General features: G+C 63.3%; 24 protein-coding genes. 13 read left to right on the forward strand and 11 right to left on the reverse strand.

Features of this window, described 5'->3' with window-relative positions; translation table 11 throughout:
* The first annotated feature begins 202 nt into the window (after nt 1-202).
* Nucleotides 203-2,926 carry a valine--tRNA ligase gene (locus HAH_RS10975; RefSeq protein ID WP_014040965.1) on the forward strand — a complete coding sequence of 908 codons (2,724 nt, stop codon included), beginning with the start codon at nt 203-205 and terminating at the stop codon, nt 2,924-2,926.
* 96 nt (nt 2,927-3,022) lie between these two features.
* Entirely contained in the window at nt 3,023-3,199 is a 177-nt protein-coding gene (locus HAH_RS19975; RefSeq protein ID WP_008312626.1) for a hypothetical protein, read from the forward strand.
* Nucleotides 3,200-3,234: 35 nt separating this feature from the next.
* Here the strand turns inward: HAH_RS19975 and HAH_RS10980 are convergent, their stop codons facing one another.
* On the reverse strand, nt 3,235-4,005 hold the full coding sequence (locus HAH_RS10980; protein WP_014040966.1) for a DUF1405 domain-containing protein: 771 nt from the start codon (nt 4,003-4,005) through the stop codon (nt 3,235-3,237).
* Between the two features lie 166 nt (nt 4,006-4,171).
* Between HAH_RS10980 and pdxS the strand changes: the two genes are divergently transcribed.
* Together pdxS and HAH_RS10990 are read left to right on the forward strand one after the other, a co-directional pair.
* Entirely contained in the window at nt 4,172-5,080 is a 909-nt protein-coding gene (gene pdxS, locus HAH_RS10985; RefSeq protein WP_014040967.1) for a pyridoxal 5'-phosphate synthase lyase subunit PdxS, read from the forward strand.
* A gap of 93 nt (nt 5,081-5,173) precedes the next feature.
* Entirely contained in the window at nt 5,174-6,397 is a 1,224-nt protein-coding gene (locus HAH_RS10990) for a mechanosensitive ion channel family protein (RefSeq protein ID WP_014040968.1), read from the forward strand.
* A 1-nt stretch (nt 6,398) separates the two neighbouring features.
* On the opposite strand, the gene HAH_RS10995 is transcribed toward HAH_RS10990, so the two are convergent.
* Nucleotides 6,399-6,707 carry a hypothetical protein gene (locus HAH_RS10995; protein ID WP_014040969.1) on the reverse strand — a complete coding sequence of 103 codons (309 nt, stop codon included), beginning with the start codon at nt 6,705-6,707 and terminating at the stop codon, nt 6,399-6,401.
* A gap of 213 nt (nt 6,708-6,920) precedes the next feature.
* Between HAH_RS10995 and HAH_RS11000 the strand changes: the two genes are divergently transcribed.
* Entirely contained in the window at nt 6,921-7,502 is a 582-nt protein-coding gene (locus HAH_RS11000; protein ID WP_014040970.1) for a DUF2150 family protein, read from the forward strand.
* Nucleotides 7,503-7,548: 46 nt separating this feature from the next.
* Complete coding sequence (locus HAH_RS11005; protein ID WP_014040971.1) at nt 7,549-9,564, forward strand: PKD domain-containing protein; 2,016 nt, start codon at nt 7,549-7,551, stop codon at nt 9,562-9,564.
* Nucleotides 9,565-9,583: 19 nt separating this feature from the next.
* Here the strand turns inward: HAH_RS11005 and HAH_RS11010 are convergent, their stop codons facing one another.
* Entirely contained in the window at nt 9,584-10,333 is a 750-nt protein-coding gene (locus HAH_RS11010) for a CAP domain-containing protein (RefSeq protein ID WP_014040972.1), read from the reverse strand.
* A gap of 181 nt (nt 10,334-10,514) precedes the next feature.
* Here HAH_RS11010 and HAH_RS11015 point away from each other — a divergent pair, with 181 nt between their 5' ends.
* From HAH_RS11015 to HAH_RS11025, 3 genes are all read left to right on the forward strand, one after another.
* Nucleotides 10,515-11,201: a hypothetical protein gene (locus HAH_RS11015; protein WP_014040973.1), complete on the forward strand. Its 687-nt coding sequence runs from the start codon at nt 10,515-10,517 to the stop codon at nt 11,199-11,201.
* Between the two features lie 98 nt (nt 11,202-11,299).
* A complete protein-coding gene (hmgB, locus tag HAH_RS11020; RefSeq protein WP_008312608.1) occupies nt 11,300-12,637 on the forward strand; it encodes a hydroxymethylglutaryl-CoA synthase in 1,338 nt (445 codons plus the stop codon).
* A gap of 292 nt (nt 12,638-12,929) precedes the next feature.
* Nucleotides 12,930-13,451 (forward strand): GrpB family protein, encoded by a 522-nt coding sequence (locus tag HAH_RS11025; RefSeq protein ID WP_014040974.1) that lies wholly within the window; start codon nt 12,930-12,932, stop codon nt 13,449-13,451.
* 120 nt (nt 13,452-13,571) lie between these two features.
* Here HAH_RS11025 and HAH_RS11030 read toward each other — a convergent pair whose 3' ends face one another.
* The 3 genes from HAH_RS11030 to HAH_RS11040 all read right to left on the reverse strand — a co-directional run bounded on the left by HAH_RS11030 (nt 13,572) and on the right by HAH_RS11040 (nt 15,504).
* A complete protein-coding gene (locus HAH_RS11030; RefSeq protein ID WP_014040975.1) occupies nt 13,572-14,279 on the reverse strand; it encodes a helix-turn-helix domain-containing protein in 708 nt (235 codons plus the stop codon).
* Nucleotides 14,280-14,331: 52 nt separating this feature from the next.
* Nucleotides 14,332-14,817: a type IV pilin N-terminal domain-containing protein gene (locus tag HAH_RS11035; RefSeq protein ID WP_044952264.1), complete on the reverse strand. Its 486-nt coding sequence runs from the start codon at nt 14,815-14,817 to the stop codon at nt 14,332-14,334.
* 117 nt (nt 14,818-14,934) lie between these two features.
* Nucleotides 14,935-15,504 carry a hypothetical protein gene (locus HAH_RS11040; RefSeq protein WP_014040977.1) on the reverse strand — a complete coding sequence of 190 codons (570 nt, stop codon included), beginning with the start codon at nt 15,502-15,504 and terminating at the stop codon, nt 14,935-14,937.
* A 124-nt stretch (nt 15,505-15,628) separates the two neighbouring features.
* On the opposite strand from HAH_RS11040, the gene HAH_RS11045 reads away from it, so the two are divergent.
* From HAH_RS11045 to HAH_RS11055, 3 genes are read left to right on the forward strand one after another with little or no spacing between them, the layout of a single operon-like run.
* On the forward strand, nt 15,629-15,859 hold the full coding sequence (locus HAH_RS11045) for an AbrB/MazE/SpoVT family DNA-binding domain-containing protein (RefSeq protein ID WP_014040978.1): 231 nt from the start codon (nt 15,629-15,631) through the stop codon (nt 15,857-15,859).
* On the forward strand, nt 15,860-16,234 hold the full coding sequence (locus HAH_RS11050; RefSeq protein WP_014040979.1) for a type II toxin-antitoxin system VapC family toxin: 375 nt from the start codon (nt 15,860-15,862) through the stop codon (nt 16,232-16,234).
* Nucleotides 16,235-16,277: 43 nt separating this feature from the next.
* Entirely contained in the window at nt 16,278-17,804 is a 1,527-nt protein-coding gene (locus tag HAH_RS11055; RefSeq protein WP_014040980.1) for a replication factor C large subunit, read from the forward strand.
* On the opposite strand, the gene HAH_RS11060 is transcribed toward HAH_RS11055, so the two are convergent.
* From HAH_RS11060 to HAH_RS11080, 5 genes are all read right to left on the reverse strand, one after another.
* On the reverse strand, nt 17,805-18,785 hold the full coding sequence (locus HAH_RS11060; protein ID WP_014040981.1) for an amino acid ABC transporter permease: 981 nt from the start codon (nt 18,783-18,785) through the stop codon (nt 17,805-17,807).
* 3 nt (nt 18,786-18,788) lie between these two features.
* Nucleotides 18,789-19,541: an amino acid ABC transporter ATP-binding protein gene (locus HAH_RS11065; RefSeq protein WP_014040982.1), complete on the reverse strand. Its 753-nt coding sequence runs from the start codon at nt 19,539-19,541 to the stop codon at nt 18,789-18,791.
* On the reverse strand, nt 19,538-20,218 hold the full coding sequence (locus tag HAH_RS11070; RefSeq protein WP_014040983.1) for an amino acid ABC transporter permease: 681 nt from the start codon (nt 20,216-20,218) through the stop codon (nt 19,538-19,540). The genes HAH_RS11065 and HAH_RS11070 overlap by 4 nt, the downstream gene beginning before the upstream one ends.
* A 3-nt stretch (nt 20,219-20,221) precedes the next feature.
* Nucleotides 20,222-21,019, reverse strand: coding sequence for a basic amino acid ABC transporter substrate-binding protein (locus HAH_RS11075; RefSeq protein WP_044951961.1), 798 nt, complete (start codon nt 21,017-21,019; stop codon nt 20,222-20,224).
* A 64-nt stretch (nt 21,020-21,083) separates the two neighbouring features.
* Nucleotides 21,084-21,572, reverse strand: a complete 489-nt coding sequence (locus HAH_RS11080) for a COX15/CtaA family protein (protein WP_014040985.1) — start codon at nt 21,570-21,572, stop codon at nt 21,084-21,086.
* Nucleotides 21,573-21,700: 128 nt separating this feature from the next.
* Between HAH_RS11080 and HAH_RS11085 the strand changes: the two genes are divergently transcribed.
* Nucleotides 21,701-23,614, forward strand: a complete 1,914-nt coding sequence (locus HAH_RS11085; protein WP_014040986.1) for a methyl-accepting chemotaxis protein — start codon at nt 21,701-21,703, stop codon at nt 23,612-23,614.
* Nucleotides 23,615-23,673: the final 59 nt, after the last annotated feature.

The following is a 23,673-nucleotide window of genomic DNA, read 5'->3' on the forward strand; positions in this document are numbered from 1 at the left end:
CGCTGGCGAAAACCGAAGTCATTAATCCTGCCGTAGGTCGAGTATTGTACAGATGGTGCGTCGACTCTCCCGAACGCTGGTTCTCGCGCCCGTCGGTGTAGGGGCCCCCACGCCCCACACCACCCCCACCTATCGACGCACGCACCGCTGATAACCACGCCGCAGTCCGATGCGACCCGGGTGTTACACCCACAGTTTGAATATGAGTGACACACAGGACCCACCGCAGGACGAATCGACCGCAGACGAATCAGAAAACGCCCTCGACGGGGAGTACGACCCCCGCGAGGTAGAGCCGGAGTGGCAGGACCAGTGGGTCGCCGACAAGACCTACGCCTACGACGAGGACGCCGACACCCGCTTTACTATCGATACGCCGCCGCCGACGGTGTCGGGGAACCTCCACATGGGCCACCTCTACCAGTTCACGCTGCAGGACTTCGTCGCCCGCTTCCACCGGATGCGCGACGACACCGTCTACTTCCCCTTCGGCTACGACGACAACGGCATCGCCTCGGAGCGGCTCACCGAGCGCGAACTCGGCATCCGCCACCAAGATTACCCGCGCCGAGAATTCCAGGAGAAGTGCCGAACGGTGTGTACGGAGTTCGAGGACGAGTTCACCGAGGACGTGCAGTCGCTGGCGATTTCTATCGACTGGGACAACACCTACAAGACCATCGCGCCGGACGTGCAGCGAGTCTCCCAGTTGTCCTTCCTCGACCTCTACGAGCAGGGTCGGGAGTACCGCCAGCGCGCGCCGACCATCTGGTGTCCGGACTGTGAGACGGCTATTTCACAGGTCGAGCAGGAGGACAAGGACAAGCACACGAAGTTCAACGACATCGCCTTCGATCTGGTCGAAACCGGCGAGGGACCAGCCGACGAGGGCGCGACGTTCACGATTTCGACGACCCGGCCCGAGCTACTGCCGGCGTGTGTCGCCGTCTTCGTCCACCCCGACGACGACGAAAACCAGCACCTCGTCGGTGGCTCCGCGCGGGTCCCGATCTTCGAGCAGGAGGTGCCCATCATCGCCGACGAGCGCGTCGACATGGAGACCGGCAGCGGCATCGTGATGTGCTGTACCTTTGGCGACCAGAACGACATCGAGTGGTATCAGGCCCACGACCTGCCGCTACGGCTCGCCATCGACGAGTCCGCGACGATGACCGACCTCGCCGGTGAGTACGAGGGGATGCATACCACCGAAGCTCGCGAGGCCATCATCGAGGACCTCGGCGAAGAAGGGTCGCTGCTGGAGAGCCGCGACCACGACCACACCGTGCAGGTCCACGAGCGCTGTGAGGAGGAAGTCGAGTACCTCGTCACCGAGCAGTGGTACATCGAGCTACTCGACAAGAAAGAGGAGTACATCGAGGCCGGCCGCCAGATGGAGTGGTTCCCCGAGAAGATGGCCACCCGCTACGAGCACTGGATCGAGGGGCTCGAATGGGACTGGTGCATCTCCCGCCAGCGCGACTCCGGCATCCCGATTCCGGTGTGGTACTGTGACGACTGCGGCGAGCCCGTGATGGCCGAGCGCGAGCAGCTGCCGGTCGATCCGTTGTCTGACGACCCGCCGGTCGATGCCTGTCCCCACTGCGGCCACGACTCGCTGACGCCCGAGGAGGACGTGTTCGACACATGGGCGACGTCGTCGCTGACCCCGCTCGTGAACGCTGGCTGGGACTGGGACAGTGAGAGCGAGGGGTTCACCTGGGACAACCCCGAGCTGTACCCATTCGACCTGCGCCCGCAGGGCCACGACATCATCTCGTTCTGGCTGTTTCACACCGTCGTCAAGTGCTACGAGCACACCGGCGAGGTGCCCTTCGAGAACGTGATGATAAACGGGATGGTGCTGGACGAGAACCGCGAGGCGATGTCCAAGTCCAAGGGCAACGTCATCCCGCCGAGCGAAGTCCTAGAGGAGTTCCCGGTCGACGCCACGCGCTACTGGGCCGCTGGCACTTCCATTGGCGACGACTTCCCGTACAAGGAGGGCGATCTTGAAGCCGGCGAGCGGCTCCTCCAGAAGCTCTGGAACGCCTCGCGGCTGGTCGACCAGCTCACGCCGGCCGCCCAGCCCGACGAGCCCGAGAAGTTGGCCGCAGTCGACGAGTGGCTGCTGGCCGAACTCGATGCGACCGTGGAGTCGGTCACGACGAAGTTCGAGGACTACGAGTTCTCGAAGGCCCGGAACGAACTCCGGTCCTTTTTCTGGAACACGTTCTGTGACGACTACCTCGAAATCGCCAAGCAGCGGCTGTCTGGCGAGGCGCGGAGCGCCTCGGAACAGTCGAGCGGGCAGGGCCCGCGAGACGACGGGGAAGACGCGTCGACCGAGTTCACGCTGCTGCAGGCCCACCGGACCTTCCTGCAGTTGTTCGCGCCGTTCCTCCCACACATCACGGAGGAACTGTGGGAGCGGTGCTACGAGGAAGATAGCTCGATCCACACGACGGACTGGCCGACAGCGGGTGGCTATGACGCCGACCTCGAAGCGGGCGAGACGGCGATGGAAGTCGTCTCCGCGCTCCGGCGGTACAAGACCGAGAACGGGCTGCCGCTGAACGCCGACCTCGACCACGTCGAGGTGTTCGGCCACATCGCCGGCTTCGAGGACGCCGTCGCCGAGGCGATGCACGTCACCCAGCTGGACACCTACGATGAGGCCCCGGACATCACGACCGAAGTCAGCGGCATCGACCTCGACTACTCCATCGTCGGCCCCGAGTTCGGCAGCGAAGTCGGCTCGATTGACGACGCTATCGAGAGCGGCGACTACGAGATCGACGGCGACACGCTGCGGGTCGCCGGCGTCGAACTCGACGACGAGATGTTCGCCGTCGAGGAGTCCCGGACCTACTCCGGCGAGGGCGAGATGACCGAAACCGAGAGCGCAGTCGTCGTCGTTCGGTAAGCTCGCCGCGTTTTTCCGACATCCGGCACTCCTATCCGGTCGCACCCATCGCCGCGACCAGTAGCATCAAGACCTGTGGGTCCGGTCATTGGAACCATGCGAACAGAGGAGACGATCCGGGACCGCATCGAGGCGCTGCAGGACGAGTACGACAGGCACGACCCGCCGTCGACCGAGCTAGAAGACGAGGCCGAGGTCGCCATCCTGCGCGCTATCGAGGAACTAGAGTGGGTCCTCGACGAGCGCGAGGCCGAGGACGGGTTCACGACCTGAGACCCGAGGAAACCACTAGCTGAGGACAGCGCCGGTCAGGCTTGCCGCTTCACTTTCTCTACGCGCGTCGCCAGTGCGAGAAACGTCGCCATGAGCGTCAGCACGACCGCCCAGCCGGCCGCGAGGTCGTGGGCCAGCACCGTGTGGTCGAACCCGCCAGCTGCGGCCAGCGGCTCGGCCCGCAGCCAGGTGTGGTGTGGCCCGTCGAGAACCGGGACGAAGTAGTCCACGATGTCGTTGAAGCCGTACCAGAACACCGCAACGGCGACGGATACGACGGAAAAGCTCGCGTAGCGGTGGATGAGGAAGGCCTCGGCGGCCATCGCCAGGTGGCTCAGAATCAGGAACCAGTAGAGCCACAGCGGAATCCCGCCGGGGCCGTTGAGAACGAGTTGGACGTACGGCGTCCACAGACCGAGCTTGATACAGCCGAAGAAGCCGAGCATGTGGAGCCATTGCGTATCCCAGTCGAGCCGCCAGGCCACAAGCGAGAGCCCGATGAACATCGTCGCGACGGGCGAGTCCGGAATCAGGGGGTAGGCGGCCAACGGAGCCGCGCCGAGTTGGCCCTCCACGAGCGGCGGCGCTGTGTTCAGCGGGCGGCCGGCGTAGTACCAGAAGCCGAACAGCGTCCCGACCAGATTGACGAGCGCGATTGGCCAGGCGAGTCGAAGCCCGACGTTCTCCAGCCACGCCGGCAGCGGCGCGACGTACCGCGGGAGCCCTTCGGCGTCTGGGAGCCGGCGGCTGAACACCCGTGCGACAGCCGCGTCGATGCGCGCGCCGACACCCTCGTCCGTAGCCATGTCGATGCAGTGGGGAGACGCGATGAAAACGGTAGTGGTCTCAGCCCCGTCCCCTGGAGAATATTGTGGTCGCTGGCGCGATATCGGGGCCTCTGCGCGTGGGTCAAACGCCGTTCTGTCCCTCGAAAGGACACGCGTTAAGTAAATCCAGTCCTAAGTCTGGGTAATGACTGAAGAGACCGACCTCGAGGACCTCCGTCGCGGGACTGACCTCGTCAAGCGCGGCTTCGCGAAGATGCAGAAGGGCGGCGTCATCATGGACGTCGTCAACCGCGAGCAAGCCCGAATCGCCGAAGACGCTGGCGCAGTCGCCGTGATGCACCTGGAGTCGGTGCCGGCCGACATCCGCAAGCGGGGCGGTGTCGCCCGGATGGCGGACCCCGGCAAGCTCGAAGAGATCATCGAGGAAGTGTCGATTCCGGTGATGGGCAAGGCCCGTATCGGCCACACCGCCGAGGCCCAGATCCTGGAAGCGGCTGGCGCGGACATGGTCGACGAGTCGGAAGTGCTGACACAGGCCGACGACCGCTACCACATCGACAAGCGGGAGTTCACCGCGCCGTTCGTCTGCGGGGCGCGGAACCTCGCCGAGGCGCTGCGCCGCATCGACGAGGGCGCGGCGATGATTCGCACCAAGGGCGAGGCGGGCACCGGCGACGTGAACCAGGCCGTGACTCACCAGCGCAACATCCAGCGCTCCATCGGGATGCTTGAGGGGATGGCCCACGAGGAGCGCGACGAGTGGGCCCGCGAACACGGCGCACCGCGGCGACTCGTCCACGAGACAGCGGACCGCGGCCGGCTGCCGGTCGTCAACTTCGCGGCCGGCGGCATCGCGACGCCCGCCGACGCCGCCCTGATGATGCAACACGGCTGTGACGGCATCTTCGTCGGCTCGGGCATCTTCGGCGCGGAGAACCCACAGGCCATGGGCGAGTCCGTCGTCGCGGCGGTCAACAACTACGACGACCCCGAACAGCTCAAGGAGATCGCGAAGAACCCCGGCAAGGGGATGAAAGGCCAGGCGAACGCGGACTTGGACGAAGAAGAGCAGCTGCAGGGTCGCGGCGTCTAACGGGAACCGCGACCAGCCGTATTTTCTCCGGTGTCAGGTTCATTACAGACGGCCGCTCAAAGACGAAGACACAAGTTCCTACGGCGGCGATAGGTGGCTGTGCAGGGGACGGCCACGCCGACGCCAGCGGCCAACGACACCGGTGAAGGCCTTTTGGAACTCTTTACCGTGTTACAGCGGTCGCTGGACCAGTTGGTCGCGACGCAGGGGCGACTCGTCGCGACGCTCATCCTCCTGGTCGTCCTGCTTGTCAGTGTCGTCGTCGTTCCCGCAGCCCTCTCCCGGCTTCGGTCTGTCACGTCGGACCGAACTGGCGACTGGCTGCAGGTCATGGCCGACTACACGCCGACGACCATCCGGGGTGTGTTTCTCCGGATCGCCCAGTTCTCGATGGTCGTCCTCGTCGTCGTCTCGTTTCTCATCGTCTGGGGAGTCCTCGATGTAGTCCAGACAGTAGGTCCGTACCTCGACGGGAGCGACCAGTCGGTGCTGGCGACGATACAGACGGTCGTCCTCGTCATGCTGGCCTTTGTCCTGTCCGACCAGATGCAGCGGTGGATCGGCCGGTTCAGCCAGGCCGTCACTGGCTTCACCGAACACCAGGAAGAGATCCTTCTCCGACTGGGGCAGGTCACTGTGTTCGTCACCATCGGCGCGACGATCTTCGCCGTCTGGGGCATCGATCTCAGCGGCCTGCTCGTCGGGGCCGGCTTCCTCGGTATCGTGGTCGGTCTGGCCGCCAGACAGACGCTCGGGTCGCTCATCGCCGGCTTCGTCCTGATGTTCTCCCGCCCGTTCACTATCGGCGACTGGGTGCTCGTCGGCGACCAAGAAGGGATCGTGACCGATATCACCATCTTCAACACGCGGCTGGAGAACTTCGACGGCGAGTTCGTCATCATTCCGAACGACCGCGTGAGTGACCGCGCGGTGACGAACCGTAGCCGCAAGGGGCTGTTGCGTCTCACGGTCGACATCGGTGTGGACTACGACACCGACGTTGACCGGGCGATGGACCTCGCTCGCGAGGCGATGGCCGACATCGAACACGTCGTCGATTCGCCGACGCCGGACGTCGTCCCGAAAGATTTCGGGGACTCCGCTGTGGTGATGGAACTCCGGTTCTGGATCGATCATCCGACGCCACCACGGAAGTGGCGCGCCATCTCGGCGGTCGTCCGGGGTGTGAAAGCCACCTTCGACGACGAGGACATCACGATCCCGTTCCCCCAGCGGACCCTCTCGAATCGCGTGGACGCGGCGGACGAGGAGTCGCTGGAAGGCGGCGTGGAGATGCGTCCGGACGGCGACGGTTGACCTACAGGTCGAGGCCGTCGAGAAGGAGTCCCAGTCCGAGAACCCAGCATCCCAGTGCGGTCCCGAGCGTGCTGACATAGAACAGCAAAGACAGCCCATGCTCTGTTGTCAGCGGCCCACTCATCGCGGCAGTCGCGGCATCGCTCGCGGCCAAGAGCGACCCAGAGGTCAGAACCATACCGGCGAATGTGCCGACGGTGACCGGTAGCGCCACGGCGATCAGCACCAGACCGACACGTTCGGCCAGCGCGGCGACTACAGCCGGGTCGAGGGATCGGCCACAAGTCGGGACCGGCTGCCGCTGTGCCATGCTACTTCATAACGTGTTCGAATGACATAAAAGTGCGTTCCTCGACGGAGACTGTGACACATATTCGGAGTGCACAGCCGATCCGGTAATCACACAGAACAGCTGTCTTAGGTGCTAAAAATGGTGTTTGCTGTTCTCTCTGGACGGTAGACACGCCGCGGCGGAACGGCCGCCGGTCGAAACTACTATCCCCAACGGGACGAACGGAGTGATATGAGCACTCCGCCGGGGGAGTATTACACCGAAGAACGCTGGCAGAACTGGCTAGACCGTATCGAGGAAGAAGAAGTCGACCCTGAAGACGAGGATTCGGCGCGGCTCCTGTTGAACCTCCAGGACGACGCCGCGATTGCGGTCGCGAAGATCCTCACGGACTACGAGGACGGACCGCTCGACGAAGAGGCGACCATCGACGAGCTTACCGGTGTCCGGGAGATCGTCCTTGACGACATCGACATCGACGACGAGGAGACCGTGATGCTGATCGACGGCGTCCAGACCTCGCTTTTGTGCGTGTTCTACGCAGCCGAGGAGTTCGTCGCGGAAGGTCCCGCGGACGACGCAACCATCACGGACTACATCGAAGCCGCCGCGGACGCGGAAGCCGAAGAGGACCTCGATGCGGCACTGGGCTACTGTGTGCAGGCCGGCACGCAGATCATTGGCGGGTCGGAGCTCCCGATGGAGGTCGCTGAGGACCTCGAATACGGACTCGTCTCCGAGTGGGTCAACGGACTCGACAGTCTCCAGACCGCGATGAGCGACCCGGAAGTCGTCGAAGAAGACGAGAGTTGATAATTCGGCAGTCAGGTTTTTACCGCCGTCTCCGCAACTCATCGGCATGACTTTCACGGGCGATGAGCGCGCGCAGTCAGTACAGGTCGGGGCTGTACTGCTGTTCGGCGTGCTTATCATCGCCTTCTCCTCGTACCAGGCGTTTGCCGTGCCGGAGCAAAACCGGGAGGTGGAGTTCAACCACAATCAGCAGGTACAGACGCATTTACAGGACCTGCGGAACGCTATCGTCTCCGTTCCGGGACAGCCGAGTCAGCAAGCCGTCTCAGTGCAGTTGGGGACGCGATACCCGAGTCGGCTGGTGGCGACGAATCCCGGGCCGCCGTCGGGGCTGCTGTACACGGACGGAACGACCAACGAGTCGCAGAACCTCACGGTTCGTAATGCCGAGGCGATTAACCCCGAGACGGCAGATTACTGGGACGGAACCGCACCGCGGCACTACAACACGGGGGCCATCGCCTACAAGCCGGAGTACAACGTCTACGGGGAGGCCCCGGAGACCGTGTACGAGCACTCGGTCGTCTACAACCAGTTCCGCGAGGGGAACATCACGCTCTCGGAACAGGCGATGGTCGATGGGCGCGACATCACGCTCGTCGCACTCAACGGGTCGATGAGCCGCTCGGCGAGCGATTCGGTTACGGTCGACGTGCGGCCGACATCGCAGTCGTCCCGAACGGTTCGCGTCACGAACGCGACAGAGACGTCGAACGTGTCGGTCTCGTTTCTCTCCCGGCTCCCGGCGGAGGAGTGGAGAGTGCTTCTCGAAGACGAAATCGACCCAAGTCCGGGTAACAAAAGCAACGACCGGTACATCGCAAACGTCATCGAGGCCGAGGGGCCAGGCTCGCTCTACAACGTCACAGTCGTCTTCGAGCGGGGAGCCACATATCGCCTGAAGATGGCGAAAGCGGGCGTCGGCACTCGTGTTGCCTCTGAAAGTGACGCGTACCTCACCACTGTCGGCAGTGAGAACGTTACTGTCGCAAAGGGCGACGACGAAGAGATTGTGCTGGAGGTTCGGGACGCGTACAACAACCCCGTAAGCGATGTCGAAGTGAACGGCTCAGTCGATGGGAGTAACGCGGGGTCGCTTACCACGGACACAGAGTCATCCGACAGCGACGGTCGCGTCAGGTTCGTCTACGAGACAAGCCAGTCGACGACAACTGGAACAGCCACCGTCCAGTTCAGCCTCGACGAGATCAATGGTTCGTTCGACGGCGAATCTCCTGAAGACGTCTCAGTGCCGGTGACAGTGACGGAAGCGAATCCCGGATCTGGGGGCGGGTCCGGCAACACAGGTCTCATCTACAACGAGGACGCTATTGCCCTCAACAGCAATGGGAACACTGATGGGGGCGTTGATGGGGGCGTCCAGTTTAGTGTCACCAATGAATTAGGCGAGGAGATCACAATAACGACGGTGGCAATCGACCCGGTTAACGACGATATAATCCGACTCAGTGACACCTTTAGCAACGACCGTGACCCAGCACCACAAGAGAACGAAGTATATATTCAGGCAGACACTAACGGATATACCGACTTCGGTGGCGGAACAGATGTCCCACGGACTGTTGATGTCGACAGTGATGGCAGCCTGAACGGTCCAAACCCAGTGCTGTCCGATACGTCAACGGCGACATTCCACCTGTTCGAGTTTATTCAGGATACCTTGTTTGGCTCTTCCGAGATAGATATGACTGGAGAGAGCGTCACGATAACCGTCACCTACGAGCTATCGAGTGGTGGTACCGATTCGAAGATGTTCACCGTCACTCCCGGAGGTGCGAACACGAACGAGCAACCGAACGCCGACTTCACGATAACCTCTGACGGGTCGGAATCGAATGGCAAGTGGGACTTCGACGCCAGCCCGTCCAGCGATCCGCAAGGCGACATCGTGACCTACGAATGGGATTTCGACGAAGACGGTATCTTCGAAACGACCGGCCAGACAGTAGAAAAGAAAAGAGTGGACTCCGGCACAGTGGTCGCACTCCGCGTCGTTGACTCAGAAGGGAATGCCGACACTGTCCGCAAAGAGGTTCCGTAACGGCCGTTCTCACCGCCCCTCAGCAGAGACTCACGGTAATGTAGACGACGCCGTCAGCGGTGGCCGCACCGACGCCGATGTGGTTCGCGTTCGCCACGTACAACGTGTCACGGGGGCCAGAGAGGTCGAACCAATGGTCGGCGACGGCGTCGGCCGTCCGAGTCGCGTTCGCGCCGTTGGGGTCGACGCTCGTGACCAGTTCGAGGTCGGTTACCGGGCGGATGTACGCGTTTCCTTCGTGGCGGAGGCGACACTGCTCGGACAGTCCGGCGGCCGCGTACCGGTCCGCCGTGTCTGACCCGTTCGCGATCGGTGAGGCCGACCCCTGCGCGGCCATTCGCTCGCTGTGGTTGCCGGCCATGGCTGACAGCGTCTGTCCGGTTTTGGTCTCATCCGAGAGGGAGCCGTCGAAGGCGTCGTTGGCAACCGGGTTGCCGCGTCGGTCGTTGATCGCCGCCACAAGCCGGTCTTCGAGGCGGACCGTATCGATAGCCGTCCCCGAATCAGCTGGCGTGGTCTGTGCCGCGTCCGGGGTCGCGGTCGGTTCTGCGGACTGCGTCACTCCGGCCGCAGTCGCCTCGGTACTCGGCGTCACCGGTGACGCACTTTCTGCACTGGGCGTCGCTGCCAGTGACGGCTCCGTGGATTCCGCCGGCGCTGACTCGGTCGCGTCTGCACCAAGCGTCCCTTCGACTGCTACTCCTGCGAGTCCCGAGACACTGAGTGCCGCCAGAACAATCAATCCGAATGTGATGACCGATCTGTTCATGTGAAACGTTCCTGTCCTGTTCCGAGAGATGATAGCTGAGATACAGTTCTCTCGGGACTGGGTCGAACGGCGTAGATTCGGCTCTCTCTCCACAAATATGTTTGGACAGAATCGGCGTTCTGATTACCAGCGACGAAAACCTGCCCGTAAACATCTTTACTGTGGCTGCGTGTGCTGAGGTATGGGTGACCTGTCGCGGCGCGGCTTCGGGGCCTCGGTGCTCGCCGCGCTCTCCGCCGGCTGTCTCGGGAATCGACCGACACAGGAGTCCGAGACGACGCCAGTTCCGGAACCGACAGCGTCACAGCGTGCTGCTACAACTGACCACGCCGGGGCTGCCTCGACGCCAGCGGCGGACAGTGCTGCGGCTTCAGCGGACCCCCCGACAGCACAGCGCGCCGAGGCGTCGCAGACGAATAGCTCGACGGAAACGTCGGCACGGCTGCAGGTCGAAACCGAGACACCGACGCCGACACCCGAGCCGAACCACCGGTCGGTCGATACGACGTTCCGGCTGGAGGAAGACGAGTACCAGGATTTCACGGTCGAGGCGACCGGCCAGACGACGCTCACCTACGACCTCATCGTTCGGCGTGGCCCGGCCGTCGATGTCATGCTGTTCACCGAGGAAGAGTACCGGGCGTTCCAGAGCCGCTACCGGGCCAGATACGCCGGTGAGGTGTCGCGGTTTCACGAGACGAACATCCGCGACAAGCGGATCACCATCTCGCCGGGGACGTATCGGCTCGTAGTCAACAACACCGACTGGTCGCGTGCCGTTCCGTCACCGGATGAGCCGTACGACGTTCTCGAAGGCGAATGCATGGTCGATTTCTCTTTTAGTACGGAACCGGCGACCAGCGAGTAACTGTCCCACAGAGAGTTCGCGGCCCATCGGCGCAATACTAGTCAACCGTCGAAAAGCCAGTCGACAAGCCCATATACATCCACGCTGACGCTAGACTCATGACTGCAGTCGGTATCGACGCCATGGAGATCTGGACCGGGAAGCTCAAACTTGACCTCGCGGAGACGTTCGCGCCGGCTCAAGGAGACGACCCGGGGAAGTACACGAAGGGGCTCGGCCTGCGCGCGTCGTCGTTCCCGGACGTGTACGAGGATATCGTCACGATGGGGGCGAACGCGGCCCATCGCCTGATGGAGCGCAAGGGGCTGACGCCCGAGGACATCGGCCGGATCGACGTGGCGACCGAGAGCGCCTTCGACAACTCGAAGCCTGTCTCGACGTACATCGCGGGCTGTCTCGAACAGGTGTACGACGAGAACTTCCACCACGCCAACAAGGGCGAGCGGAAGTTCGCCTGTATCTCGGGGACACAGAGCCTTGACGACGCCTACAACTGGATCCGCGCCGGACGGAACCGCGGCCGAGCCGCACTCGTCATCGCAACTGACACCGCACTGTACGCCCGCGACGACCCCGGCGAGGCCACGCAGGGGGCCGGCGCGGTGGCGATGCTCGTCGATGAAGACCCGAATCTGGTCGAACTCTCGACCGAACAGGGGTACGGCAGCGCCGACGAGACTGACTTCCTCAAGCCCAATCAGCAGTTCCCGTCCGTCGACGGCAAGCGCTCGGTGAACGTCTACCTCGCCCGTATGCGCGAGGCGCTGGAGGACTTCGCGGAGGTGGCCGGCGACATCCACCCGGGCGACTACGAGATGATTCCGTTCCACACGCCGTTCCCGGGGATGGTCCGGAAGGCCGCGGCACTCGGCTACCGACACATCATCCGCGGCACCGACGTGGGCGACCTGATGGCCGAGGAAATCGGTCACCAGCCCATGCGCGCGGACTTCGAGACCGACGACGAGTTCCACGCCGCTATCAAGGAGTACACCGACGCACTCACGGAAACCGAGCGCTATCAGGACTGGTACGCTAACACCATCGAACCGACGCTTGCGATCTCCCGCGAGGTCGGCAACTGGTACACCGGCTCCGTTCACATCGCCCGCGCCGCCGGCCTGAAACACGCCCGCGAGAGCGGACTGGATCTGGACGAGGCCCGTTTGTTAGTTGCCTCCTACGGGTCCGGCGCACAGGCGGAAGTCCACGCTGAGACCATCGTCCCCGGGTGGGAGGAGGAAATCGGCGCGCTCAACATCGACGAGCAGATACGGAACCGCTACGACCTCTCCTTCGCCGAGTACGAACAGGTCCACGACGTCCATAATCACGAGACCGAGACCGATGTCGAGGAGTTCACCGCGCCCGAAGACGAGTTCGCCTTCGACGGCTGGGGCCGGATGGGTGAGCGGAAATATCGGTACGTGGAGTAGCGAGAGGCACGACCGAAGGGAGTGGCTCTCGAGTCGGAACGGCGACCGCAGGGAGCCGTGGAGAATAGCGAGAGCCCGAGCGAAGCGAGGGGTCTCGTACAGACGAGCGGCGCAGCCGCGAGAATAGCGAGGTTCGGAGCGAGCAGCGCGAGCGAGAACCTCGAATTGAGAGGGATATGTTATGGGCTGCTGCAAATATCCCAGCACTATTTGTGTCGGCAGTGAACAGTACGGAACAACCACCTGTCAGCTCGTCAACCAGATGCGTGCTTGAAACGTAACCAAGGAACCAATGATCGGATTGGAACGAGGGACAGTCGACCTCGTACCGTATCAAGAGGGGTGGAAAACCTCCTACGAGGAAGAGGTTGAGCGCCTGAAAACCATTGCCGGTGAGCGACTGCTCGATTTCGAACACATCGGTAGTACCGCAATTGAAGGCTTGCCAGCGAAACCGATAATTGATATCCTCGCAGTTGTCGAGAGCCTGGAAGAAGCGAGAGACTTGGTTCCAGTTCTTGAACAGAACGGGTATGAGCACCGGCCCGATGAAGACGTATACGGTCGGCTATTCTTCGCCAAAGGCCCACGTACGAACCGGACGCACTACCTCTCACTCGTTGAATGTGACAGTGATTTCTATCACGAAAAAATCGCCTTCAGGGAGCACCTCAGAGAACATCCAGAGGTTGCTGAACAATACGCGTCGCTAAAGAGGGCACTAGCAGAGAAGTACCCGAAAAGGCGAGAGAGATACACTGCTGAAAAAGGTGATTTCATTCGAGATGTACTTGGCAGTGCAATGAATGAGTAGCAGTCCGACAGACGGTTGTGTCACGCTGTCCGGTGAACAAAGAGATCGCAGTCACGACAACAGTCGTTTTCCAGAGAGTACGTCGACGGGCGCGAAACAGCACGGCCGGAACCGGTGCGCTCAGGGAAGACGCCGCAGCCCGCCGAGCAGGTCCTCCAGATCGATATCGGTGATCGCAAGGGAGAAGTCGTCGATGCGGGCGAGGTCCTGTGCGTGCTCCCAGACCGCCTCGTCGTCAAGCCCGTGGAGGATAACCGCGTTCGGCGTCGGTGAGACGACACGGAGCGCGACCAGCGGGGATTCGCCGCGGGTCACGTTCGTGAACACGAGGGCGCGGTTCGTCGACTGCCCGTATAGCTGGTAAAACTCGTCCGAGGAGAGGCGCGTGATGGCGGCGATGGAGTTGATGACGGTGTGGCCCGCGACGGTGTCCTGACTGCCCCGGAACAGTTCTTCGGCGTCGATAGCGTCGTAGACGCGCTCGACGCCGACGTTGGCGGAGTACTCGCGGAGGTCGTGGACAACGTCGCTGTCGAACCCGGCCGAGAGCACGCGGGCGTGCTGGCGGATGTGGTCGCCGCCGCGGTTCTCGTCGATATCGAGCAGTGCGACGACGAGTCGCCTGACCACGCCGATACCGGGGTTGTCGCGCCGCCCGCTCTCGTAGTCCGAGACCACGGACGGAGAGACGTCGAGTTCGTCGGCGAGTTCGGTCTGTGCAACGTCGAAGTCAGTGCGCCACTTCCGCAGGGTCGCCCCTGGGTCGTCGCTCAGTGCCACTTCACCCGCCATTTTCTCCGCGAGGTCGTCGCGTGCGCCCCCTGCCATTAGTTCACACGCTGGAGGGTCGCGAATAAAAGGGTATCGGAACCACGGGCGCTTACCGGCGGGCGGTCAGTTCGACCGCAGCGAGGACGCCGTTTGTGGGAGCGTGAACGACGCGCACTTCGATGCTATCGCCCGGGTCGACAGTGCCGCCGCCGGCGTTCAACTGGAAAGTGATGGCCCGGCCCGCTGACCACCGCTTGCCGCCATTGGCGATGACACCGCCGACACAGTAGTCGTAGACGATGTTGTCGGAGTCGTCGGTGTTGCTCGCTGACAGCGCCGTTCCGGAAACCGGTAAGTCGACGATGCGGGCGTCGGTGTCTGGCAGTGCAACAGCGATTGCCAGTTCGTCGGCCGGGACCGGGTCGCCGCCGGCGTGTCGAATCGCTACTGTGTTCCCGCCGCATCCCCCCGACGGGTCAGTCACGAAGTTTCCGGTCGAGCGGGCGACGGTGGGCGTCCGCTGGTCCAGGTCGGTAGTCGCAGTGAGTGCGAACCCACCGACTGTCGCGGCTAAGAGGACGGTGACCGAGAGCATGAGCACCACGCCAATGACGGGGCTGACGCCGCGACGGTCTCGGCTGAGGCTGGAGGAATACACGACTGGGACGTACTGTCCTCCTTTTCGGTCAAAAGTCTCAGGAGTGGGGGCCCGCTATGAGTCCCCGAACGCGGTCGCGATTGCGGCCCCGACAGTCCCGAAGACGGCCGGGTAGACGATGCCGGCGAGGACAACTGCCGTCAGCAGCGTCGGCGCGCCCTGTCCGGAATCGCCGGCGCTGACAGTAAACAGCACCACCCCGAGCGCCGCAAGCGGGAGGTAGCCTAGGACGACAGCGGGACCGACACGGACCGCACGGCTGAGGTCAGTTGTCCCGTCGATACGAGCCGTCGCGATCCCTGCGGCCGTCAGCACTGCCGGCGGGAGCAGGTACAGGATCGGCGACAGCGACTCGTTCTCGGCGATGAAGTTGACCGCCGACGTCCCGCCGAGGAAGGGGATGTTGACCGTAACTGTCGTTGTCACGAACTGGGCGTTGAAAAACACCCAGCCGACGATTTTCCAGGCCGCCCGGTCGTCGCCGAACGACTCGGCGATGTTCGTCAGCAGCGCGTCCTGAACGGTGGAGATGCTCAGGGCGTAGACGAGGACGTACGCCAGAACGAACGCCGCGGCACCGGCGAGGGCACCGACCGCGTAGCGCTGACGGGCTGTGTCACTCATGACGGTTAGCCCGCGGCCAGTAACGGGGATATGTCTTCTGGCTGCGATGGAGAGAGAACCAGTTTTGATGGGTTCTGCCCTACTTCGGGGAACTTTCTTGAGTATTCCCATCGTTTACCCGAATATGTCCGAGGCGACGCTCGATGACCGTGGCCGCCTGACGCTCCCCAAAGAGCTGCGCGAGCGCTACGGCGACCGCTACCACATCGTCGAACTCCACGACGGAATCAAACTGGTTCCGGTTGCAGAGACCCCCCTCGATGCGCTCCGAGACGAGTTCGCAGATGTCGAAAAGACAGCGGAGGAACTCCGTCAAGGGGCGCGTGACGCGGCAGTAGATGAGGCTGGACGCTGAATGTACGTCGAGACTGACTTTTTGCTCGCCCTCATCAAGGACGAGGACTGGCTTGGCGATGCCGCCGAATCGGTGTACCGGGACCACCGAGACGAACTGTGGACGTCACAGTTCACGCTCATCGAACTCCTCATGGTCGCCTATCGTGAGGAGCGCAACACCGAGCGGGTCGTCACGAACGCCGCCGCGCTGGTGGAAGTGCGCGGCGACGTGGACACAGTGGTAGCAGCCGCGACGTACGTCGAGGACCACGGTTTCACGCCCTTCGACGCGCTCCATCTCGTTGAGTCCGACGGCGACACGATCGTCTCCAGCGACGAGACGTACGAGTCGGTCGCGCCACATCTCGACCTGAAGACGGCGGACGAAGAATAGCGCTCCGCAATCCCTAAACGCCGGTCGCGCCAATCACGACCCAATGGATTGGACGGAGAAGTACCGCCCGACGACGCTGTCGGAGGTGCGGGGCAACGACAAGGCCCGCGACGCACTCAAGAAGTGGGCGGACACGTGGGACGACCACCGCGAGGCGGTCATCATCCACGGGTCCCCGGGCATCGGGAAGACCTCGGCCGCCCACGCGCTGGCAAACGATATGGGGTGGCCGACCATCGAACTCAACGCCAGCGACTCCCGGACCAAGGACGTTATCAATCGGGTGGCCGGCGAAGCCGCCAAGTCCGGCACGCTGACCGCCGGCGGTGGCGGCCGTCGACTGGTCATCATGGACGAGGCGGACAACATCCACGGCAACGCCGACCGCGGCGGCGCGCGGGCCATCACCGCGCTGGTGAAGGAGGCCAGCCAGCCGATGATTCTCATCGCCAACGAGTACTACGAGATGTCAAACGGCCTGCGGAACAACTGCCAGGACATCGAGTTCCGGGACGTCTCGCCCCGGTCTATCGTTCCCGTCCTCCGTGACCTCTGTCGCCAGGAGGGCGTCGAGTACGAGTCCGACGCGCTGCAGGAACTCGCCGAGCAAAACAGCGGCGACCTGCGGGGCGCGGTCAAGGACCTCCAGGCCATCGCCGAGACGACGGAGCGCCTGACCGCCGACGACGTGGTGACCGGCGAGCGCGACACGACCGAGGGTATCTTCGAGTACCTCGACGTGGTACTCAAAGAAGCCGGCGCGCAGGAGGCGCTGGAGGCCAGTTACGACGTGGACGAGACGCCCGATGACCTCATCAACTGGATCGAGGACAACATGCCCAAAGACTACGAGGGGGCCGAACTGACCCGGGCCTACGAGTTCCTCTCGAACGCCGACCAGTGGCTCGGCCGCGTCCGCGAGACACAGAACTACTCGTTCTGGCGCTACGCCGGCGACAACATGACCGCGGGCGTCGCCGCGGCGCGGGACGGGACCAAGGGCGGCTGGACCCGCTACGGCCCGCCGAGCTACTGGTCGAAACTCGGTCGGTCGAAAGGAACCCGGAACACACGGGACTACGTCGCCCAGCAGATAGCCGCCATCGACGGCGTCTCGATGCGGACCGCCCGCCGGGAGATCATGCCCTTCCTCTCGACGATGACCCACCACTGTCGGAACCGCGAGCTAACGGTGGCGATGGCGGCGACCTACGATATGGAGGCCGAACACGTTTCCTTCGTCACCGGATCGGGCAAGGACACGAACAAGGTGCAAGACATCGTCGCTGACGCCGAGGCGCTCAAGGAGGAAGCCGCCGTCGAACACTCCGGCGGAGTTTTCGAGGGGGCGAGTGCGGACGGCGGTGACGGAGCGGGTGTGGCGGATGGCGACGAAACCGCCGACGCTGACGAGGAGAACGGCGACCAGCAAGTAACGCTTGCGGCCGACGACGAAGCAGGGTCCGATGACACCGGAGCAAGCGATGCGGCTGACAGCGACGATACCGAATCCGCGAGCGAGGCGGCCGAAGACGACGACCAGCAGTCCGGCCTCTCTGACTTTATGTAGTCACCGCCCGGTCGTGCCGAGACCGGGAATCGCGACACGGTCTTCGACGTACTCCATCAGGAGCGACGCCGAGATGACCAGCGCCAGGTACAGCAGGCCGGCGAGGACGAACAGCTCCGTATAGCGGTAGGTCTCACTGGCGATAGAGTCGGTTCGCTGGAACAGTTCGCGGACGGTAATGAAACTCGCGAGCGAGGAGTACTTGATGAGGTACACCAGTTCGTTCGACCAGCCCGGAATCGCGTAGCGCAGGCCCTGGGGCAGGACGACGTGCCGGATTCCATCGACCTTCGAGAGGCCGATAGCGCGCGCGGCGGTGAGTTGCCCCTCCGGGACGGAGTTCAGCGCTGACCGAATGTACTCCGACTGGTAGGCGGCGCTGTTAAGCGTGAACGCGATGACGGCCACCCAGAACGCCTGTGCGGGAATGAATCCAGCCCCGACCGTGGGCAGTTCACGGATAATCGTCGTCAGCGGCGTCGCGAAGTAGAGGACGAACAGCTGAGCGAGCAACGGCGTCCCGCGGAACAGTTCGGTGTACCCCAGCGCGACCGAGCGGGTGGCGCTCCCGCCGTACACTCGGGCGACGCTGAGCGGGACGGCGATGACGAACCCGAGGGCGATACCCAGCAGCGTCAGCAGTATCGTCGCCCACACGCCGGTCGCCAGCGGTGGCAGGTAGGGGATCGACGCCGCCAGGAACTCGAAGAAGCCGGCGACCCAGCCGACGGGGAACCCGACCGGACCGAGACTCGCCGCGAGACCGCCGAGCGTCGACGCGGCCGACTCGAACGGTGCCGTCGGGAAAAACGACGTGTTGCGCTCGATGAGCGCGCCGTCCAGCAGGAAGTCGTTCGTCCAGCGCACGACGAGCCACGTCCAGAAAGCCCCGACAGTCAGCAGCGTCAGCGGCTGGTCGGTCAGTCCAGCGGCACGGGCGCGGATCGTTCGGCCGGTCGTCGTGGACTCCGGCGTCCCCATCGGTCACTCCCCCTCGTGGGTCGTCTCCAGGCGACTGAGGAACTCGCCGGTTCGGGCCGCCTGCGGGTTCTCGAACAGCTGTTCCGGCGGGCCGTGTTCGACGATTTCACCGTCGTCGAGGAAGATGATGTCCGACGCCGCCGACCGCGCGAACCCCATCTCGTGGCTGACGACGAGCATCGTGATGCCCTCGGCGGCGAGGTCGCGCATCACCTCGACGACTTCCCCGACGAGTTCCGGGTCGAGCGCGCTGGTCGGCTCGTCGAACAGCAGGAGCTTCGGGTCCATGGCGAGCGCGCGGGCGATGCCGACCCGCTGTTTCTGGCCGCCTGAGAGTTCGGCGGGGTAGGAGTCAGCCTGATCCAGTAGCCCGACCTGTTCGAGGTGTTCGTAGCCTTGTTCCTGAGCCGCCGCCTTGTCCATGCCGCGGACTTTCCGCAGGCCGAGCGTGACGTTCCCCAGCGCGGTGAGATGGGCGAAGAGGTTGAAGTCCTGGAACACCATGCCGACCTGTTTCCGGAGTTCGTTCACGTCGGTGTCGGCATCGGTGACGCACTCACCATTGAGGTAGATGGCACCGCCGTTAATCTCGGTGAGACGGTTCACACAGCGCAGCATCGTGGATTTGCCGCTGCCGCTGGGACCGATGACCACGTCGACGTCGCCGGCGTCCATCTCGAAGCTGACCCCGGAGAGCACCTGTTCCTCGCCGTAGGACTTGTACACGTCGTCGAGTTCCAGCAGCGGATCGCTCATGCACGCTCACCGCCGGGGATGCTGAAGTGATCGTCGACGTAGTCGAGCGAACGGTTCGTCACGAACGTGAGAACGAAGTAGATGAGGCTCACAGTCAGGAAAATCTCAAGCGCGGCCGTGCTCTGACCGCCCTGATAGAGGTTCTGGCCGACGGTCAGCAGTTCGCCGAGGCCGATGACGATGGCGATACTCGTGTCTTTCAGGACGATCGTGAACTCGTTTTGGAAGCCGGGCACGCTCCGGCGCAGCGCCTGCGGGACGACTACGCTGCGGATCGCCTGCAGTCGGCCCATGCCGACGGCGCGAGCGGCTTCCAGTTGCCCCTCGTCGACGCTCTGGAGCGCGCCACGGAATATCTGTGATTGATACGCGGCGCTCCGGAGTCCGAGCGCGATAGTCGCCGTCACGAAGGCGCTGCTCGACACCGAGAGACCGAAGAACAGCAGGATAATGATGACGAGCAGTGGCGTCCCGCGGAGGACGACACCGGCCGTCTCGACGGCGCGTTTGAGTGGGCCGCGGCCGTACACCTCGACGGCGCCCGCCGGGAACCCGAGCAGAAAGCCAAGCAGGATGCTCGCCGCTGTCAGGGCGACCGTGACACCCGTACCGACGAGTAGCAGGTCGAGGTTCCCGACAACGAACGCCCAGTCACTCTGCAACGGGAGGGGTGGCATCGGTTACTGCTGGCCGAACCACTTGTTCGTCAGGTCCTGGTAGGTGCTTCCATCCCTGACGGTGGACAGGCCGTCGTTGAGTGCCTGCGTGAACTCGTCGTCGCCATCGCGGACGCCGAAGCCGAAGTTCTCGCCCGTCTCGTAGGTGAAGGCGATGGTGACCGGGCGCTGGGCGGCGAATGTCTGTGCGACCGGCTCGTCGATGACGACGGCGTCGATGTTGCCGTTTTGGAGGTCCTCGACAGCCAGCACGTAGTTGCCGTAGGAGTTGTAGTTCGACTCGTCGAGGTTCCCCGGTTCGATGAGCTCCGACTGAACCGTACTCTCGCCGGTAGTCCCCTTCTGTGCGCCGATGGGGCGTCCGGAGAGGTCCGACAGCGAGGACGGGGAAAAGTCACCGTCTTCGCGGACGACGATTGCCTGATTGGAACTGTAGTACGGGTCGGTGAAGTCGATGGTCTCGTCACGCTCGTCGTTGATAGTCATCCCTGCGGCGACCACGTCGATGTTCTCGTTCGTCAGCGCCGGAATCAGGGACTTGAACTCGAACTCTTCCCAGCCGGCCAGGGTGTAGTCGGTCTCGTCGACGACCGCTTCAAGCAGGTCGATGTCGAACCCGACGAGTTCGCCGTCCTGCTTCATCTCGAACGGGGGGAAGCCCGGTGCAGTTCCGGCAGTGATTTCGGTAGTGCCGTCATCACCGCCACCGCCGCCGCCGAAACAGCCGGCGAGCGATACGGTCACTGCAGTTCCACCGACCGTGGAGAGATACTGGCGTCGTGAAAGGCCGTCGTCTGACATAATCCCCACCACACGACAGACCGGAATATATCTTACGTGTTAACCACGGGGGTGGTACTCGTGTTCAATCGTCTGCGCGTGCCGTGTGCTGGCTGTCGGCTGATTGCACCGACGGCGACTCCGCCGTATCGGTGTAGGCCCACGCCGTCGCCGCGACCATCGCGCCGAAGATGAGTTGTGCAGCCCCGTGGTGGAGGACCTGCGCCGTGGCACCGAAGTTGAAGATGGTGTTTGCGCCGAGGAGGACCTGCACCGGGAGCACGACCGTGGCGACGCCTGTTGCGAGCTTGATCCGCCGGCTGTACTCACCGCGCCACGCGGCGATTGTCGAACCGAGAATACCGAAGCCGGTGATCATCGCGACTAAACGGTGGAACCACTCGACGAAACTCGCCCAGTTTGCGGGGAACAGACCCATCCAGCCGTCACAGAACGGCCAGCGTGCCTCACAGGTCAGCCCGGCGCCGATAGCCCCGGTGTACACGCCAAGCAGGATGAGTGCGAACGTCAGCACCGTCGTCGTCGCCACCAGTCGGCGGAAACGGGTGGTCATACCTATATCTTCGGTTGCACGTACTTATGCTCTCTTTTCGCGCCTTGCCAGCGAGTACCATTATCTTTACTGATATTCTCGGAGTCATCTTTATCTACAGGTGTTCTGGAATGTAACATAGCTACCTTATGTTCGAACAGATCCGCACCTACATCTACGGCCAGGGGTCCCGTTCTTCGGACGCTGCGGCCCGACGGGCGGACGGAGGCCTCGTCGCGAGTGACGGGCAGACCCGCTTTCTGGCCGACGCCATCGACCCGGACTCGCCACGCCTCAACGACCGCTTCGACGACTCCGAGAAGGCCGCTATCGGGACCCAACACGTCGAGCGGCAGTTCGAACTCGAACCCGACGAACTCCGAGAGCTGATCGACGAATACGAAACCGCCGGAATCAGCCAGAGTGAGTTCATTGCGGCCCAGGGCTTCGTCACCGAATCGCTCGTCGAAGGCGCGTTCGAGCAGCTTCGGGACGAACTCGGCCCGGATGCACAGGCCGCTATCGACTCCGTCGAGGTGGAGCTCCAAGAAGGGCTGGAAACGACACAGTCAGTCTCCCGGGCCGGTGTCGATGCGTTCACCGACTCTGCGGCGGACAGTGGCTCCGGCACGGGACTCGACTACCACAGCGTGTTGCATCACATCGGGACACCGCTCTTTATTCTGGATACGAACGGCGATATCCTCAGCTGGAACCGTTCGATCGAAAACCTCACCGGCGTCTCCGAGGCCGAAGCAAAGGAGATGGAGATGGCGAGCATGGCGTTCTATCCAGACGGTCGGCGCGGGAAGACCCTCGCCGACAAGGTTCTCGACGCCCCGGAGACCACCCATACGGAGTACGACGTGCCGAAGGTCGAGGACGAGGAGTTCACGCTGTACCGCGACACAAGCGTGATGGCCGACCAGCACGGGAACGAACGCCACATCTCCTTTAGCGCTGCCCCGATTTACGACGACGACGGCGAACTCATCGCAGTCGTCGAAATGGTCCAGGACCGGACTGACGAGGCCAACCGCCACGAGGCCGTGACGAGTCTGGTCGATGAGATCAAATCGACCATGGCCGCGCTCAAGAACGGCCGCCTCGACGCCCGGGCGTCGTTCGACCGGACCGACGGCGGCGAGTACGTCGACGACCAGTTGTACGAAGTCGTCGGCTCGCTCAACGATATGGCCGAACAGGTCGAGCAGTTGGCGGACCAGGTGGACGCACAGGCGCAACAACTTGCGACCACTATCGAGCAGGCGAATTCGTCCGCAGAGGCTGTTGAAAGCCGGGTTACCGAACAGACCGACTCCCTTACCCAGGCGGCCGACAACATCCAGGATATCGGGGCTGGGATGGAAGAGGTCGCCGCGACGTCTAGCGAAGTGGCGTCGGCAGCACAGCGTGCGAAGGCGGCCGCGGAAGACGGGTCAGACGCCGGCGAAGCTGTCATGGACGTTACCGACGGGCTCGCCGAGACGAGCGAAGACCTCGTGGACACCGTCACAGACCTCGACGACCAGATGGACGAAGTGAGTGAGATCGTCGAGATAATCGCCGACGTGGCGGAGCAGACGAATATGCTCGCCCTGAACGCCAACATCGAGGCGGCCAGAGCCGGCGAAAGCGGGAGCGGGTTCGCTGTCGTGGCTGACGAGGTGAAGACGCTCGCTAACGAGACGAGCGAGTACGCGTCCGAGATATCGACGAGTATCACCACGATTCAGGACCAGGCGTCCGAGACAGCCGAAATGGTCGAGACGTCACACGAGCAGGTCGAGCACGCGGAATCCGAGATCGCGGACGCCCTGGATGCGCTGGACGAGATTTCCGACGCCGTCGAGGAAGCGACGCGAGGCATCCAGGAGGTCGCCGACGCCAACGACGATCAGGCGAGCGCTATCGAGAACGTGACTTCGATGGTCGAAGACGCACAGAACCACGCCCAAGAGGCAGAAACGGCGACGAAAGAGATCGTCAAAGCGACCGACCGACAGGAAGAGGCGGTCACCGAACTGACCGACCGGGTCGGCGAACTCACCAACACGAACTGAGGTCCGCGGCCGGTCCATCGGGCGGGTCCCCGGCGGCGGCTGTTTTCCAATTGATGGGA

Source organism: Haloarcula hispanica ATCC 33960 (assembly GCF_000223905.1).
Classification (GTDB): domain Archaea; phylum Halobacteriota; class Halobacteria; order Halobacteriales; family Haloarculaceae; genus Haloarcula; species Haloarcula hispanica.

Excerpts from the sequence above, each read along its gene's own strand:
- HAH_RS10975 (WP_014040965.1), top strand. The coding sequence starts at position 203 with ATGAGTGACACACAGGACCCACCGCAGGACGAATCGACCGCAGACGAA.
- HAH_RS19975 (WP_008312626.1), top strand. The coding sequence starts at position 3,023 with ATGCGAACAGAGGAGACGATCCGGGACCGCATCGAGGCGCTGCAGGAC.
- HAH_RS10980 (WP_014040966.1), bottom strand. The coding sequence starts at position 4,005 with ATGGCTACGGACGAGGGTGTCGGCGCGCGCATCGACGCGGCTGTCGCA.
- pdxS (WP_014040967.1), top strand. The coding sequence starts at position 4,172 with ATGACTGAAGAGACCGACCTCGAGGACCTCCGTCGCGGGACTGACCTC.
- HAH_RS10995 (WP_014040969.1), bottom strand. The coding sequence starts at position 6,707 with ATGGCACAGCGGCAGCCGGTCCCGACTTGTGGCCGATCCCTCGACCCG.
- HAH_RS11000 (WP_014040970.1), top strand. The coding sequence starts at position 6,921 with ATGAGCACTCCGCCGGGGGAGTATTACACCGAAGAACGCTGGCAGAAC.
- HAH_RS11005 (WP_014040971.1), top strand. The coding sequence starts at position 7,549 with ATGACTTTCACGGGCGATGAGCGCGCGCAGTCAGTACAGGTCGGGGCT.
- HAH_RS11010 (WP_014040972.1), bottom strand. The coding sequence starts at position 10,333 with ATGAACAGATCGGTCATCACATTCGGATTGATTGTTCTGGCGGCACTC.
- HAH_RS11015 (WP_014040973.1), top strand. The coding sequence starts at position 10,515 with ATGGGTGACCTGTCGCGGCGCGGCTTCGGGGCCTCGGTGCTCGCCGCG.
- hmgB (WP_008312608.1), top strand. The coding sequence starts at position 11,300 with ATGACTGCAGTCGGTATCGACGCCATGGAGATCTGGACCGGGAAGCTC.
- HAH_RS11025 (WP_014040974.1), top strand. The coding sequence starts at position 12,930 with ATGATCGGATTGGAACGAGGGACAGTCGACCTCGTACCGTATCAAGAG.
- HAH_RS11030 (WP_014040975.1), bottom strand. The coding sequence starts at position 14,279 with ATGGCAGGGGGCGCACGCGACGACCTCGCGGAGAAAATGGCGGGTGAA.
- HAH_RS11035 (WP_044952264.1), bottom strand. The coding sequence starts at position 14,817 with ATGCTCTCGGTCACCGTCCTCTTAGCCGCGACAGTCGGTGGGTTCGCA.
- HAH_RS11040 (WP_014040977.1), bottom strand. The coding sequence starts at position 15,504 with ATGAGTGACACAGCCCGTCAGCGCTACGCGGTCGGTGCCCTCGCCGGT.
- HAH_RS11045 (WP_014040978.1), top strand. The coding sequence starts at position 15,629 with ATGTCCGAGGCGACGCTCGATGACCGTGGCCGCCTGACGCTCCCCAAA.
- HAH_RS11050 (WP_014040979.1), top strand. The coding sequence starts at position 15,860 with ATGTACGTCGAGACTGACTTTTTGCTCGCCCTCATCAAGGACGAGGAC.
- HAH_RS11055 (WP_014040980.1), top strand. The coding sequence starts at position 16,278 with ATGGATTGGACGGAGAAGTACCGCCCGACGACGCTGTCGGAGGTGCGG.
- HAH_RS11060 (WP_014040981.1), bottom strand. The coding sequence starts at position 18,785 with ATGGGGACGCCGGAGTCCACGACGACCGGCCGAACGATCCGCGCCCGT.
- HAH_RS11065 (WP_014040982.1), bottom strand. The coding sequence starts at position 19,541 with ATGAGCGATCCGCTGCTGGAACTCGACGACGTGTACAAGTCCTACGGC.
- HAH_RS11070 (WP_014040983.1), bottom strand. The coding sequence starts at position 20,218 with ATGCCACCCCTCCCGTTGCAGAGTGACTGGGCGTTCGTTGTCGGGAAC.
- HAH_RS11075 (WP_044951961.1), bottom strand. The coding sequence starts at position 21,019 with ATGTCAGACGACGGCCTTTCACGACGCCAGTATCTCTCCACGGTCGGT.
- HAH_RS11080 (WP_014040985.1), bottom strand. The coding sequence starts at position 21,572 with ATGACCACCCGTTTCCGCCGACTGGTGGCGACGACGACGGTGCTGACG.
- HAH_RS11085 (WP_014040986.1), top strand. The coding sequence starts at position 21,701 with ATGTTCGAACAGATCCGCACCTACATCTACGGCCAGGGGTCCCGTTCT.